Annotated in this window: 19 protein-coding genes; 3 read left to right on the plus strand and 16 right to left on the minus strand. The window is 46.1% G+C overall.

The features are described 5' to 3' along the window. Positions 1-389: 389 nt before the first annotated feature. The 14 genes from R6242_RS21320 to R6242_RS21380 form a co-directional block, all read right to left on the minus strand. Entirely contained in the window at positions 390-566 is a 177-nt protein-coding gene (locus tag R6242_RS21320; protein WP_318430747.1) for a hypothetical protein, read from the minus strand. 127 nt (positions 567-693) lie between these two features. Then, a complete protein-coding gene (locus R6242_RS21325; RefSeq protein WP_318430750.1) occupies positions 694-972 on the minus strand; it encodes a hypothetical protein in 279 nt (92 codons plus the stop codon). Positions 973-993: 21 nt separating this feature from the next. Next, positions 994-1,317 carry a hypothetical protein gene (locus R6242_RS21330; RefSeq protein ID WP_318430752.1) on the minus strand — a complete coding sequence of 108 codons (324 nt, stop codon included), beginning with the start codon at positions 1,315-1,317 and terminating at the stop codon, positions 994-996. A gap of 11 nt (positions 1,318-1,328) precedes the next feature. Next, positions 1,329-1,730 (minus strand): type II toxin-antitoxin system VapC family toxin, encoded by a 402-nt coding sequence (locus tag R6242_RS21335; protein WP_318430754.1) that lies wholly within the window; start codon positions 1,728-1,730, stop codon positions 1,329-1,331. Between the two features lie 8 nt (positions 1,731-1,738). Continuing rightward, positions 1,739-1,969: a type II toxin-antitoxin system VapB family antitoxin gene (vapB, locus tag R6242_RS21340; RefSeq protein WP_318430757.1), complete on the minus strand. Its 231-nt coding sequence runs from the start codon at positions 1,967-1,969 to the stop codon at positions 1,739-1,741. 86 nt (positions 1,970-2,055) lie between these two features. After that, positions 2,056-2,364, minus strand: coding sequence for a tyrosine-type recombinase/integrase (locus R6242_RS22350; RefSeq protein WP_412100763.1), 309 nt, complete (start codon positions 2,362-2,364; stop codon positions 2,056-2,058). A gap of 270 nt (positions 2,365-2,634) precedes the next feature. Continuing rightward, positions 2,635-3,570 carry a hypothetical protein gene (locus tag R6242_RS21345; protein WP_318430759.1) on the minus strand — a complete coding sequence of 312 codons (936 nt, stop codon included), beginning with the start codon at positions 3,568-3,570 and terminating at the stop codon, positions 2,635-2,637. 178 nt (positions 3,571-3,748) lie between these two features. Next, the gene (locus R6242_RS21350; protein WP_318430761.1) at positions 3,749-5,056 is read right to left on the minus strand and encodes a hypothetical protein; all 1,308 of its coding nucleotides are present in this window, start codon (positions 5,054-5,056) and stop codon (positions 3,749-3,751) included. A gap of 134 nt (positions 5,057-5,190) precedes the next feature. Further along, positions 5,191-6,369, minus strand: coding sequence for a hypothetical protein (locus R6242_RS21355; RefSeq protein WP_318430764.1), 1,179 nt, complete (start codon positions 6,367-6,369; stop codon positions 5,191-5,193). Further along, a complete protein-coding gene (locus R6242_RS21360) occupies positions 6,366-7,469 on the minus strand; it encodes a hypothetical protein (RefSeq protein ID WP_318430766.1) in 1,104 nt (367 codons plus the stop codon). The genes R6242_RS21355 and R6242_RS21360 overlap by 4 nt, the downstream gene beginning before the upstream one ends. A 14-nt stretch (positions 7,470-7,483) precedes the next feature. Continuing rightward, positions 7,484-8,356: a hypothetical protein gene (locus R6242_RS21365; protein ID WP_318430768.1), complete on the minus strand. Its 873-nt coding sequence runs from the start codon at positions 8,354-8,356 to the stop codon at positions 7,484-7,486. Beyond that, positions 8,357-9,433 carry a hypothetical protein gene (locus tag R6242_RS21370; protein WP_318430770.1) on the minus strand — a complete coding sequence of 359 codons (1,077 nt, stop codon included), beginning with the start codon at positions 9,431-9,433 and terminating at the stop codon, positions 8,357-8,359. A 1-nt stretch (position 9,434) separates the two neighbouring features. Continuing rightward, positions 9,435-10,232: a hypothetical protein gene (locus R6242_RS21375; RefSeq protein WP_318430772.1), complete on the minus strand. Its 798-nt coding sequence runs from the start codon at positions 10,230-10,232 to the stop codon at positions 9,435-9,437. A gap of 4 nt (positions 10,233-10,236) precedes the next feature. Then, positions 10,237-10,689 (minus strand): hypothetical protein, encoded by a 453-nt coding sequence (locus tag R6242_RS21380; RefSeq protein ID WP_318430774.1) that lies wholly within the window; start codon positions 10,687-10,689, stop codon positions 10,237-10,239. Positions 10,690-11,120: 431 nt separating this feature from the next. Here R6242_RS21380 and R6242_RS21385 point away from each other — a divergent pair, with 431 nt between their 5' ends. After that, entirely contained in the window at positions 11,121-11,513 is a 393-nt protein-coding gene (locus R6242_RS21385) for a DUF1870 family protein (protein ID WP_318430776.1), read from the plus strand. Between the two features lie 139 nt (positions 11,514-11,652). Here R6242_RS21385 and R6242_RS21390 read toward each other — a convergent pair whose 3' ends face one another. Next, entirely contained in the window at positions 11,653-12,909 is a 1,257-nt protein-coding gene (locus R6242_RS21390) for a DNA methyltransferase (protein ID WP_318430778.1), read from the minus strand. A gap of 231 nt (positions 12,910-13,140) precedes the next feature. Continuing rightward, a complete protein-coding gene (locus tag R6242_RS21395) occupies positions 13,141-13,272 on the minus strand; it encodes a hypothetical protein (RefSeq protein WP_318430780.1) in 132 nt (43 codons plus the stop codon). 90 nt (positions 13,273-13,362) lie between these two features. On the opposite strand from R6242_RS21395, the gene tnpA reads away from it, so the two are divergent. Further along, positions 13,363-13,662, plus strand: coding sequence for an IS66 family insertion sequence element accessory protein TnpA (tnpA, locus tag R6242_RS21400; RefSeq protein ID WP_318430783.1), 300 nt, complete (start codon positions 13,363-13,365; stop codon positions 13,660-13,662). Continuing rightward, the coding region (gene tnpB, locus R6242_RS22355; RefSeq protein ID WP_412100765.1) for an IS66 family insertion sequence element accessory protein TnpB at positions 13,662-13,820 on the plus strand (159 nt) is incomplete at its 3' end. The genes tnpA and tnpB, both read left to right, overlap by 1 nt.

Genomic DNA, 13,820 nt, shown 5'->3' on the forward strand with positions numbered 1-13,820 from the left:
CCGTTTCAATCGTCGAGCAGACCTGTGCGCTCTGATTCCTCGATTACTCAAAGCCGTGATGCAGGCTAAACCTTGTCCAAGAGGGGTATTTCAAGCCTTAATTGAGCAAGAGACATAATCAGGAAAAAGATTGACACAAGTGCCTCAAATAAATCAATGAGATACGTTAATTCCCACTTTGAAATTTAGTTAAAAAGTTTGACACAAACTGCTAAAAATCAAACTACAGCATATTTTTGCAAAAAAAAAGTTTGACACAAAAATGGCTGTTTATTTATCAAAATTGGCCCAATTTAATGATTAAGAAAATTATTCATTGTTTGGACAGGCATCGTTGTGTCAAACACTTTTAGTTTGTGTCCAACTTTTTTATGTTGTGTCAGACTTTTTTATCTATCAACACTATCGACAATCGCGGCATTGAGCATTTCTTGCGTAACTTTCATTGCGTCCTTTTCCGTGTAGTTAGTCATCTGCAACATTGCAAAATTCACACGCTTTACAGCTAAAGCAATACGCGCACCCACAACTTCCACCGCCACAATCGCAGCAATCAAACAAATCATGGCATGTGCCTACACCGGAAAACTTTTTACTTCGATCCTGTTTGCGGTATTTATTTAGGCAGCTTTCTTCTTGGTACTTAGCTTCTTGGCTTTCGTTTGCGGGATTAACCATCCAGGCTTTTCCCAATTAGTTGTATTCAAACAAACAGCCAGCATCGACAGCAGCCATGACTTCCTCAATACCTGGCGCATTCCCATCCATTGCATAGCTTCGGGCATCGCTGGTAATTCGATCTGCTCTTGCTGGCACGTACTGCGGCAGAGCACCGTCCAAATCGTCAAGAGACATACGGCCATTATCCAAAGCTTCTTGCAAATCTGACTGCCACAGTTCGCAGGCCGCTTCTGCGCTATCCGCAATCGCCATCAAATTGCCTGCTTGGTTTGTCCAAGTGTTGATACCCATTATGATGATTCCCTTTTCCGGTTATGCGTTGCTGGCAGTCAAGTATTCATCCAAAACTTGACGGGCGGGGCTTGGGCGCAGTGATCGCTCCCGGCGCAGCGCGTGGGCAAGCTCCCATGCTTCATTTGTGAATGTGACCCAATACGTTGATGGTTTCGCAGCCTCCAGTAGCTTGGCGGGAATTCGGCCAAATTCAATAACGCCGCTAGTTTTGAAAAAGTGGGCCGATTCAAGATCCGCTTGATTCATTTTATTGCCGTCAAGGAACCCCCCAAAATCGACGATTCGTGTTTCCATATACAGTAGGATGCTTTTATCAGTTTTCGTTAAATCTTGAAATTTCATAATTTTTCCGGTTAATGAAACCAATCTTCAACATTCAACTTAGGCACGCGGCTGAATTCTCGAAGATTGTTGGTCACTAAAACACACCCGCTGGCGATGGCATGGCCTGCGATGGCCGTGTCGTTTTCGCCTATGGGCGTACCTGCGGCGGTAAGTTGCCGCTTTATCTCTACTGTTGCATCAACGGCTTGGCTATCCCACGGCAAAATGCCGTCGATACGCCGAATAAATTCATCCACCAATACAGCATGTTTGGGTGATGCCTTCTTACCAATTTGCCCATAGCGCATTTCGGCATACGTCACCGCAGAAATCACAATCCTGTTTTGCTGGTTCACTTCGAGTGCCAAGCGCCGTAAAACCGCCTCGGGTCGTTCGCGCATAATGAACGAACAAATACAGGTGTCCAGCATGAAGGTAATCACAATACAAACCTGCCTTCGTCGCCCACAACGGGGGCGCGGTCTTGCAGAAAATCATCATCAGCGTTCGGCAATTCAGCAAAAGAACCCCAACTTGGGCGCACTGGCCGCAGCGTGATTGAATCACCATTTCTGACAATTTCAAGCTCAGCAACGCCGTCATATTCCATATCTTTTGGAAAGCGAATCGCTTGATTTTTGCCGTTTTTAAAAATTGACACTGTACGCATATAGCCTCCGAATACATACCTATGCTTGACCTATGCAATCATACACCAAACATAGACCTATGCAAGACATATACACGCTTTTGTTGTCATCGTAATGCGTGCTTGTACATGGCGCGAAGTGTTTTTTTATCCACTTCAATATACGCAGCAATCACTTCGCAATCTTGATGTCCAAGCAAAATTGCTACTTGCTCTAGCGACAGCCCCGACTTAATCAGCGCAGTGCCAAATGATCGCCGCCCTGCGTGGCTGCTGGTTTTAATCCCCGCGTCACGGTACAGGTCACGAAAACGCGCTTCAAGCGCATCACACGCCCAATACTCCGCTTTACGTCCATCGGGCAGTGTTCGCCGTTTTTTTGTGAGCTGAAAGCCTCCGCCACGGTGAGTGAACAGCTAGGCCAAAGCACATCACGAATCTCTAAGCGGCCTGTTTCGCTAACCCTAAGCCCCGCACAGTGCGTTAGCAATACGGCAAGGCAATCGCGCTCTGGGTGGCGGCTGGTAGCAGTAACGCCGCCTGTGTGCTTCTTGTGTGAATAAACTCAAATCAGAATAGATGCTCAAGTCCTAGGAAAATCATAGGGTACTCAACACAATCAACAGACAAAGAAAAACCACCGCTGGAGTGATCCAGATCGGCGGTTTGGGTTAGTTAAAATTCCACTACTTATTGAGCGTTGGAGATTGGAAACCATATGGCTTATCTTTAAGAAGATAATCACCGTCTACCTTGATTCTTGCGATTGTGTCATGAGCATAAGCAACAGCATCATCTATCGTAAGCAAAAACTGTACTGGTCTATCATCCACAATTACCATATGACGGTGTACAGAAACCATACCCGTGCACCAGCTATGTTTGCCTATATTGCCAGATCGTCTTGGTTCGGACATCTCCGTGCTGAATAGCTCATGCGTAGCCGAGATGGCTGGATTGCGAAGTGCGGAAACAATGAAGGTCAGACAATCAAGTTTGGCTTGTTCATATTCAAATTTGACGTGTTGCTGTTCAAATTCATCCGCAAGTAGTTCACATGCGGCCCGATCAAGAGTTTGACCATTCTTCATTCGTTGAATCAGATTGTCATAATCGTGATTTAATCCTCTATCAAACAAGATCCGTGATGGGGCCTTGACATTGCTGTCATTGGCATCAAGCGCGAAATAACCCAAGCCTGCAACCTTGAGAGTATCGATTAGAATCTCCGTTCGTACAGGAAAAGCCAACTCGATAGTGATTTTATACACCCGCCATGAGTTGTCACACTCAATATATTTAGGAAAATTCCGTGGGGAACCCTTCAAAACACCTTGATCAACGAGTTGTTGAGCGATCTCAGCGTGTGCGGCTTCGGTTTGATCATCCATGTCAACGCCAGCGGCAAGAGCTGCGGCAGAGATGTCATCAAGATCGAGGTCATCGAATAGCTCTTCTGCCATCACTGAGAGCGGCTTCACTTGCGAATCGAGGACTCGAATAGCGTGCCGTTTGAGCACCAAAAGTACATCATCTTCGGTTACCTCAAAGTCCATTGCGAACACATTGCCTGCCAATTTCCTAGTTTCTGGCAAGTTTGACATTTCAATAATAACTGACATATTTTAACCTTCGGACTTATCCGGCAATACCCTTGAAGGGTTTAGTTATGTGGTCTAGCCACACATCAATGATGAGCTATTTTGTCCCATTTGTCAAATAATGAATTGGCAATAAACCATTCACTGAGTCATAAAAAAACCGCCCTAAAACATCGTTCAAGGGCGGAGGGGGTTCAACTTATCTTACTTTGTTAGCGGCATTTGCTTGATTTGCCTTTGAGTAGGCCACGTGAATCGCTGGAGTAAATTGTTTTGCTGCCCGAGAAGTATTCATTAACGACAGCATGAGCTCAATATTTTGTCGTGTCTGATAATTTTTGGACATTAAATAATTTTTCATCCCTTGAATTCTTGCTATTTCGATCCAAATCGCACGGGGGTGCGCGTTTAAGAGCTGAATCCAATAATTGGTATCCCCATTACGCCGTGACGACTCAGTCATTAGCATCACCTGTTCTGATGCACCGGCATAGTCATTGTATGGCGGCATTGGAGGCGTACCATAAATTGGATCATTCCCAAACAGGCCTACTTGACGACTGGCCTTATCCAACTCGACCCCAGGTGTGCTGTAAACGCTGGTTTCGGTTTGTGGAGAAACTGCACCTGATGTTGGCTGAGACCCGGCTGCATCAGCCTGCTTACCTAAGTCCTGAGCTGTTTTAGCCTTTTCTTCACTTAAACCTTCAGTGTTTTTGGCCACAGCTTCCGCTGATGTAGCTCGCCCTACTTTAAAATAACTTGCATCGCGTCGAGCAGGGAATTGTTTTGCTTCCGCAGCAGTCAACCGTGGATCAACGGAGTCTGCTCCTTGTGCAGGCAATGGTATATTGCAAAAATATCGCCTTGGATCGTCAGATACGTTCTGCTGCAGGGTATTAAATGCAGCAGCTTGAGATTTATTCATGATCAAGCCACTTACCCCAATAGGCGGCTCTCCACCAGGAAAGTTAACCTTCGCATTTGCGGTATATGTGGCCATGCTACCGCTGTACACCTTCCAGTTTTCACTTGCCGCCTGGTTAGCGGCCTGCGAGCGAATATAATTAATATGCAGATGCTTAGCATACTGCCCTGCCACTTTACCTGTTGTTCCTTCCGTTCCCACTAAATACCCCGTATTCGCGGGGACTTCATGATTACGCCCCCCCTGCTTTCCAGAGTCTGAAGTGCCAATATCAAACGCTTTTTGCAATGCTGGTGCAATCGTATTCATATGGTTGTATGTGTATACATCGCCATTGGGCCGCTTGATCGCCACCCTTGACCCCAACCCACCACTCGATGACCCCATCCACCCAGCAAACACAACTTTGTTATTGTCTTCACCTACATATAGCGAATCTGCTGTAGTCCCCCCATTGGTTAAATCTAAACCAAAGTGGATTTTAAGCTGTCCTGGTCCATGTGTTTTCCATACACTTGGATCACTATAAAATTGAGTTGCGCTTTTGTAGAGGCGATAAACGTTATACGCAGATTGCACTTTCCCTGCGTTTGACGTGCCATAAGGCGAACTGAGGCACGTTGTGCCCGCCTGAATGGTCGAAGTAAACGCGAGAAAAACAAAGACGGATATTCGCTTTAAATTAAGCCGATCTGGCTGAGTGTAAACCATGGCTATTTAACCTTTGCGGCGACTGCTTGCTGTGCTAACTGACGACCCGCTTTGTCCGCAGCATCTTGCATGTCACTGGCTTCAGACGACGACATCGCAGCAAGTGATGTTTCCATACGCTGCAGTTGCTCGTACTGCATATAGCGCATTTGCAATTCCAGAGCCGCCATTTTTGCATACTGAACCAACAACCCGCGTGGCTCACCACTATGAACATAAACTTTGAACTGTTTATAGCCATCACCACCAATGAACTGGCCCACCCGGTTGTCCAACTGTTTCATAGGGCCATCAGGAGATGACCAGGCCTTAATCGTCGCGACACTATGCAATGCAGGAGAGGCTAACGCGTCTCGTTGCCGCTTCGCTTCCATATATGCCATCGCGTCCGCAGTTTTAGCAATATCTTTGGGGGGAGTTGCATTTGGAACCCCTGCGAAATAGTTAATATATTGTATGGCTGCAGCATTATCTGCAGAGCCATATTGGTCAAAAATAGCAGATGGATTGGTGTCGCGCCCTTCGCTTCCCGGACGTGGAGTGCAATATCCTTTGGCCGCGAGTTCAGGGCGACAATAGACTTCTGACCGGGCGGTTGCCCAAGCGCTGGTCGTCGCCGCAGGATTAGCGTACTTCCCTGGTGCTGCAGCAACAGCTTGATGTTGAATGGCTTTGACTTCGTCGTTAGCATTGCCTATTGATTCATTAATGTCGCGTTGCCGTTTTAACTGCTCGCAAGGATCGTGACCCTGGCCAAGCGGGCCATAGTCACGCAAAGTTTGATAGGTGCCTTTTGATACCGCAAGATCACGATCAACCTGAGCAAGGGTTTCCATTAGCTTTTCATTGCCGTTGGATCTTTTTTCAGACGCCAGCTCAACCTGCTTCGTAACAATCTTTAACGAAGATGTCATGCTTTGCATCAAATTACGCCACTGAAAATTTAAGTCGACAAAACCTTTCGACATAACGGCTTTCTGACTGGCGTAAATTTCTTGCTGCGCCATCTGCCAAACTGCGGTCTGGACGGGTAAGCAGCCACACGCGGCGTATGCTGGTGTAGATACAGCAACGCTCCCTACTCCGCCCAGCACCACCATTCCAGCAGCAACAGAAAGGCTAATGATGGTTTTTCTAACTGTTGCGCTATGACTTGATCGTTTCATTTTTTGTAAACTCACTTAATGTGATTGGCGGCACTTTGCCCTGCCAATCGTGATTCTGCAGCGCGAATTTGATCACTTTGTTTTTTAGTGGCCATCTTGCTGAGCGCAGCAATATTTCCTTCCATCCCCAGCCCTTGAATCAGGCTCAGCTGGGCATCTTTCAAAATTAAAGCTTGGATCTGAATCAGATCACGCAGAACGCCGACATCTTCTTGAACCGTTAAACTTTTCTGCCATGCCAGACCACGTGGATTACTTCCAAAATATTGTTCTCCACGCTCACGCAATAACGGAACAATGGATTCATTTTCTTCGTTAATGCGCGTCAGTGAATGTGCGGCCATCCCAACAAAAACGTCTTTTTCCGCTTTAACTTGGGTGTACCCGTCAAGGGAGGATTTAGGAAGACCACTTGGCGGCAAGGGATCAGGCAAACCTAAAATGTTCTGGATGTAGGCTTTCTTCGCAGCCTTTTCATCAGCGGATGGATTGCTCTTAGCGGAAAGCAAAAAACTCGGGTTCATATCTGCACCCGCCAGATTCGAATTGACCATTGAACAAATGCCCGCATTTTGTTCATCTTGTGTGCAGTATTTTGACCGATGTTCTTGATCACGACTGCTAAGTACGGCTGTTCGATCTGCAAATTTGCCATAGTCATAAGTGCCCACTGTTTGAGCAATGTTTACTCGGGCAGTTTGTTCTGCACTGTGCAGCGTTTTATCGCGGTTGTAAGAACCGCACGGATCATAGCCCTGAGATAATTGCTTCATCACAATGTCGCTCGACATTTGCTCGAGCTCTAATTGTTTTTGTGTTTCAGCATAGGTCTTAGTAATTTCAGTGCCGGTTTGAATTTCTTTTTCAGAGACTGCATTGATTTGTTTTGCCAGCGTCGTGAACGCTGATAAAACTAACATTCTGGTTTGCTCTCCAGTGGCATACAAATTGACGTAACCGCTAGTAAAGTCGGCCAGGGTCGCTTGTGAATATGCCCCGAATGCTTCCGAAACGGTATATTCCTCTACCCCCCCACACGCGGCATAAACTACAGCTGCAGGTGTAGAAACAATGCCAAACAAAATGAGCAACGATGTAATCTTTGATTTTCTCACTTTCTAACTCCCACTTACTTATTGTTGTATGAGCCCATTGGGCCTGTTCGTTGGCCAGTAGTGCGGGCTTCTACTGCACGCATTAATGAATACCGGGCAGCACCACGCATTAATTCAGCCTGCCGATGTGCGTAAATTGCGCCCCGGCAGCTTGCTGTATCGCAGGTAATGGCTTTTAGATCTCGGTTCGGGAGCGGTTTAACTGGTGCCAAACGCGATATAAAAGCCGTTGCCGCAATTTGTTGGTCAAACGAATATGTTTCAGTGGCCATTAATACAGAGGCGTCTGTGTCAGCCCCCTGCAAACCATTAGGCTGCAAAGTGCATACACCTGCCAGGGCTTCGTTTTGAGTACAAAATCGCTGATCATGGAGTGTTCTAATTTGTAATGCGGCTGACGTTTTTGCATTTAAACGAGTGAGAACATTGCGGCCCAAAATGGTGAAGGTCGCTTGCTCTCCCGTTACAGACGAGGTTTTATATACGTTGGTGCTCCACTCATTGGTCCCTGTCTTAGCTTCTTTTTCTGCATTATCCAGGCTGCGCTCAATCGTGTTCACTGAACACATAAATGGGCTTTGCCCCATCGCATTGCCATTAGCATCAATAGGAAAATACTTCTGAGCTACACCTACAGTCCGGACGGCCAAACGAAGTTCTTTATTTGCATTCGCTTTAATTTCGTACATAGCCGCAGTCTCTTCAATTAACTTATCAGTCGAAGCCCCCACCTGCTTTGTTGCTAATTTCAATGCACACAGCGTGCCATCCAGTGCACTACTCCAGTCAATAGCCACAGTACCGCATCCCACCGCATGTGCCGGGCTCCCAATAAGCAGGCCTGCCAGTATTAAAGGCAGGCACCCAACTGAAATTTTTAATGACATTTAGGACCGTCCTCCGGGGACTTTCACCATGCTGTTGATCGCGCCCTGACACGCCGTGGTATCAACAGCGTTTTGAACATTATTATTTGAGTTCGCAATTTGTTGAGTTGCATTAGCTAATTTTGATTCTTCAGATGCAATCGTTTGATTCAAGCTCGTGCACTGCTGTGCATTACGCTGTTCCATATAAACGCTACAATTATTGTTTGAATTATTGTTTGAGTTTTGATTGCATTTATTTACTTCAACCATTTGGCATGCCCAGTTACGCTGGTAGTAGTACCCATCTGTGCAAGACAAAGATTTGCTATCAATACATCCTGCGCCGAACAGAGCAATCAGGGAGAAGGCCTTATTGGCGCTTTGAGATCCGATATTTGAAATGTTCGACCCTGTTGTAGCCGTATTTGAGCAAAACTGCGAGGGGCGCTGTGAGACCTGCTGAGAGTATGTTTTAGCCTGTGCCAGGGTTGCATCAAATTTCCCTACAACCTGGTTCTGTGCTGCTTGTGCCTTCCATTGGGAGGCTCGGTTCGCCAATCCCGAAGTTAAATCATTAGTCGCTGAAGTCATCGCGCCTTTGACCATCCCCTGAGCAGCACCATCTACGTCGAATACTCCATTTCCACTGCTGGCCATCTTGTTGTATTTTTCAATGACGCCGTTCAAGCTAGAACTGGCCAGATCACATGCCTGCTTATAAGCAGCATCTCGCATCGTCCGTAGAATGGTATCCAGGGCCATGTTTAACCCCAAATCATCAGGCATACCCAATGACAGATCCAGAACCGATGTGCGCATTAACTTCAAACATTGGTTCCCCCCGCCCAAATCAAAATATTTTGAGGTGTTGGTATTCATTGACTCATAAAGCAACTTCACACTAAATTCCTGGTTTGCTTTAATTGCATCCTTCATCCCATCATCGTGGTAAGGCCCCACGGCACACGTATTTGATGTTGTTGGGACAGTGCTCGAATAAGCGATGCTACCGGCAAAGAGCGTGGCTGCAGTCATTGCACCCAGCAAGAGGGGCAAAGGCTCACTAAGGTGCTTAGTAAAGTCATTTAGTTTCATATCACCACTTCGCTGAAGGCACAGTGCTTTGCTGTGTGGGTTGGGATACAGGCGCGTTTGTCACACCTTGTGGTGCTGACATACCATTACTTCCATTACTTGTACTTGGTAACGTTGAAGTTGATTGCGTGCCCGCTGTTTTTGGCGTCAATGGAATAGGTAAAGGCGGCAAAGTAACAATAGGAATAGGCGAAGTTACATCTTTCACCTGTGAATGCCATTGAGAAGCTTGGTCGGCCACCGCAGCAGTCCCTTCTTTTTTGGCTGAATCAACGGCATAGGTCAGTGCTGAGCTCCAAATATTGCTTGGATCAAGCGTATTCATGAGCCCAATAACATTGTTGTAACGCCCGAGTACATCATTAATACTGCTCGATGCTAAATCACAAGCTGCTTGCTGTACTTGGCGAATGAGCTGATCTGCTAAATTGGCCAGCATATCCGCCCAACCGGTCATATCAAAAATTGCGATGCTCAAATCAATTTTGATCATCTTAATCGTCTTCAGACAATCATTATTGAGCTGAAACGTTTTGGAAGGATCATATGACCCAATTCCAATTGTTTGCTGAACGGTTTTTGTTTTAATTGCTTCTGCAATCGCTGATGCCAACTCATCACAGCCAGCAGGCACTGCCCCGGTATAGTTGGGAGGCTGAATACTAATTGCTCCGGACGGAATATCGTCGCTACCGACAGCTAAGACAGGAAGCGCCAACAGACATGCTGAAAGTAACGCCCCTGCTACAGCACCGCTGACTACCGATATTTTTTTTGTATCACGTGGATCAAATTTCATTTCATCATCCCAGCATCGCCTTAACGTGCTCGATATTAAACATTTTGGCGGCCAGATCTTCAGCCAACAAAACACTTACTCGCTCAATTACAATTTTTGCATAAATGTTGCCGCCTCCAGCCGCTTGCATATCTGTAGCAACTGTCATTACCATCTTCATAAAATCGGGACAGTGCAGCTTTACAATGCCAAACAATGCAAACATTCGCGTCACACTCATGGAGGCCAGCAAACAAATAAGCTCTTCGGTGTGCGCTGCTTTAACAAATGACCTTTTACCCGCTAATTGCCCGAGCTCTAACATCGTTGCAACCATGTCCGGTGTAATCTTTCCATCCCTATCGATAACCCACGTTTCAACTGACGTCATACCAGCTAGAATTGTTGACAAAGAGCCACTGGCATCAATTTGAAGCAAAACATTTTCAACACCACTGTCTGTTTCGATACTTTCCATTCTCACTCTCGCTATAGACGGCGCATAATCCCCTGATTATTTACTATTTCCCGATGCTTTAGTACCTGGAGAAATGCAAAATGCCCATTAGAATCACAGGACAGCCAGAAATTGCATCCAAACGACATGCAATTGTGTTATCGCGATCAATTCTCGATGCACTGCAAACAGTTCATTCGACCGAAGAGAGTTCCAATCGTATTTCAGAGGTCTTGGAGAAAATGACAACAGTAAAGAAAATAGACAATGGCGATGACGCATTTCATGAATAAATGCCATCAGAAATTGTAACACGTAAAAAAAGCCACTTCATAAAATGCGAACTGCCCCCCCCCCCCCACAAGCGAGCCACTCGCATTACTGAGGTATCATTACAATATGAATGAGCATCACGGATGTAAGTTTTCAAAAGAAAAGGAATTTTGATGGGTATGAGTGGTGCTGAACTAAAAACATTACGCGAATCAATCGGGCTCCCGGCTCGCTGGATTGCGGATATGACAAATATGGATTTACGGACTGTCCAATATTGGGAAGTTGATAAGTTCCCAATACCAGAGATTGTTGAAAATTTGCTAATTGAGCTTGTAGATGCCATTGAGAACAAGGCCATTCTCATGGCAAAAAATATTATTGCAAATCGAGATCCATCAGCGCCATCGTGTAAATTAATCAGATATAAATCCGAAACTGCGCTGTGGTTGACAGATCACGACTTGGGGGTACGAAAAATTCCCGTTAATTGCTACGCCATTATGTTGGCAAGAGTTCGATGCATTTTAAGAAACAACGGTATTAACGTCACCATCCAATATGACGTGTAATGTTTTTAAAGGCTTGTTGCTAGGAAGACCCACCTCTTCCACGATCAAAGATCGAAGATCAAAGGGCTCACCTGAGAAAAATACGCCCATACGGGCGTATTTCCACTATGTGGACTTGTCTCACAGCCTCGATAAGTTGTTAATCTGTTAGTTCTATGTTCAACCTAAGCTCGTACCCGGGCCGATCAACAAACCGCTCAGCCCCTCCTCTCACGTAATCAAATACATTTTCAGTAGCAATCCATGAACGATTTTCCAGCTCGCAAGCAAAAGGCGTCGTCATTGATCCACCAAATGGATCTGCAACCGTCTGTTCAACATCAGTCAAAAATCGAACCAGCTTCCTAGCTAACTTAAGAGGCATTGTTGCCCCATGAGGCACAAGTCCCATTTCCTTTGCTCTCTTCTTATAAGCCCTTTGGCTGGCACAATGATTTGAAACATGAAATACATTACGAGGTATACGTCCCACTGTAGGCTGCCCATATGAACCATGCCGAATGTGGTAAGCGCCATCACCATGAATGGCCACACGTTGCTCACCACCTCTTTCAATAAGTTTCTTATGAGCTTCTGTATGTGGCTCCAATACACGGCGATTGTCCGCTATGCAGGCATTAGGATCATTGCAAAACCAAAGACAAAATTCATACCCCTCATTGAGTTGCATGCGTTGTTTGCTGGCCCACTGAATAGGACCTGGCGGCTTATTGGACTCCCAAACAATGCGATTCATTAAATAGAGGCCCAAACGCTTCCGTAATGCAATTGTGAGCTCTTCAATGTATGTCGACTTGGCCGGAGAGCCTTGCTCAAACACATCACCTAGGGATAGAACAACATTCCCTCCTTTCACCAAATTCCGCACGAGAGGCTCAATTGATTGGCAAATAAAGTCAAGGTACTCTTCAATAGGTGGATTGCCATAAGCGCGGGGCTGGCTCAATGGATAAGGTGGCGATGTTAGAACCAGAAAAATAGGCTCATCCCATTTGCTGAAAACACTGGTGCAATTACTCCAGATTGCCATTCCGAGGTCAGTACGAAAACCAAGAACACTAATCCCATCTCTAATCTTAAGTAGCTTTGATTTACCTGCTTGCGTCAGTTCCCATACTCCACGCATTCCTTCGACCCGCTCAATAATTCCCAACTGACGGAGCGTTTGCTGACGCCACCGTATTTGGCGCTTCAAAATGCTTCTTTCTTTGCCTGCCTGTCCTACTGGTGTTTTTCTATTTAAGTTTGAGGCTTCAATACCTGCACGGCCAACAGCAATTCGATACAACTCTTTATTCGTCAACCGGCCCGAAATAGGTTGAGCATACGCCCCGGCGACATGCTCAAATAAATCAATTTGATTCGCTAATTGTTGTTGTGAGGTAGATAAAACCATGGTATTTCCATTGCTTTGAGTTGATGCTTAATACTAGCGCATTATGCGCTACCACGCAAGTGCGCGCCATGTTGCTTAAAGACAAGGGATGAGCAATTAAAAAAACCACATCCTTAGATGTGGTTTTTTATAAAATAGCTTAGGTATTGGGCCTTTTTAATTCGCGCCGATCATTGCTTCCCGATTCCCTTGCACCGCCATTCTCACCTGCAGCCAGCTTTCCTCGGTTAATTATTCAACACCATCAGCGGCCAGCGATTCAACAAAGCCTTCGATACGGACTTGTAAATCTTCTAAATTTTCGAGTGTTTTTTCAGGGCTTACGCTTGTGTCTGCAAAAACATCTATTTCACCATCGTTCATCGTTAATTAATTCGTAAGCGCCTAGCCCTCCCATCTAAACGCCCTTTCCTTTTTTCGTCATGCTGAGGTTTTTATCAAGCAGGAGGATTTATGGGGGATTTGCAGACGCGGCGCGGGGAGTGGCTACTGCGTGTGGCTCAGTGGCGGGAGAGTGGCTTGTCGCAAAGTGCTTTTTGTCGATTGCACCACCTCAAACTGGCGACGTTTGGCTATTGGATTGCGCGCAGCAATAAATCTACCAGCACGGCTCAAGAACAACCGCTGACGCTGGTCGCCGCACAATGGCCTAAAAGCCCCGTGATGGTGCTTACCCACTCTCATTGTCGACTAGAGCTACCCGCCAATATCGCCCCAGAATGGCTGGCACAGCTGATCAGAGGGCTGGCCTAATGCAGCTTCCTGCCTCCTTACTCTTGGTGATCGAGCCGGTCGATATGCGTTTGGGGATCGATGGTTTGTCGAGCAAAATACAGCTCGCGTTGCAACAAAGCCCTTGCGATGGCGCTGCCTATGCCTTTCGAAATCGGGCCAGTAATCGCATCAAACTA

The organism is Iodobacter sp. CM08, assembly GCF_033446605.1.
Classification (GTDB): Bacteria; Pseudomonadota; Gammaproteobacteria; order Burkholderiales; family Chitinibacteraceae; genus Iodobacter.

Bases quoted from the DNA above. Each gene is read 5' to 3' on its own strand.
- R6242_RS21370 (WP_318430770.1), bottom strand. From the start codon at position 9,433: ATGAAACTAAATGACTTTACTAAGCACCTTAGTGAGCCTTTGCCCCTC.
- R6242_RS21375 (WP_318430772.1), bottom strand. From the start codon at position 10,232: ATGAAATTTGATCCACGTGATACAAAAAAAATATCGGTAGTCAGCGGT.
- R6242_RS21335 (WP_318430754.1), bottom strand. From the start codon at position 1,730: ATGCTGGACACCTGTATTTGTTCGTTCATTATGCGCGAACGACCCGAG.
- R6242_RS21365 (WP_318430768.1), bottom strand. From the start codon at position 8,356: ATGTCATTAAAAATTTCAGTTGGGTGCCTGCCTTTAATACTGGCAGGC.
- vapB (WP_318430757.1), bottom strand. From the start codon at position 1,969: ATGCGTACAGTGTCAATTTTTAAAAACGGCAAAAATCAAGCGATTCGC.
- R6242_RS21385 (WP_318430776.1), top strand. From the start codon at position 11,121: ATGAGTGGTGCTGAACTAAAAACATTACGCGAATCAATCGGGCTCCCG.
- R6242_RS21395 (WP_318430780.1), bottom strand. From the start codon at position 13,272: ATGAACGATGGTGAAATAGATGTTTTTGCAGACACAAGCGTAAGCCCT.
- R6242_RS21380 (WP_318430774.1), bottom strand. From the start codon at position 10,689: ATGGAAAGTATCGAAACAGACAGTGGTGTTGAAAATGTTTTGCTTCAA.
- R6242_RS21330 (WP_318430752.1), bottom strand. From the start codon at position 1,317: ATGAAATTTCAAGATTTAACGAAAACTGATAAAAGCATCCTACTGTAT.
- tnpA (WP_318430783.1), top strand. From the start codon at position 13,363: ATGGGGGATTTGCAGACGCGGCGCGGGGAGTGGCTACTGCGTGTGGCT.
- R6242_RS21320 (WP_318430747.1), bottom strand. From the start codon at position 566: ATGATTTGTTTGATTGCTGCGATTGTGGCGGTGGAAGTTGTGGGTGCG.
- R6242_RS21325 (WP_318430750.1), bottom strand. From the start codon at position 972: ATGGGTATCAACACTTGGACAAACCAAGCAGGCAATTTGATGGCGATT.
- R6242_RS21390 (WP_318430778.1), bottom strand. From the start codon at position 12,909: ATGGTTTTATCTACCTCACAACAACAATTAGCGAATCAAATTGATTTA.
- R6242_RS21345 (WP_318430759.1), bottom strand. From the start codon at position 3,570: ATGTCAGTTATTATTGAAATGTCAAACTTGCCAGAAACTAGGAAATTG.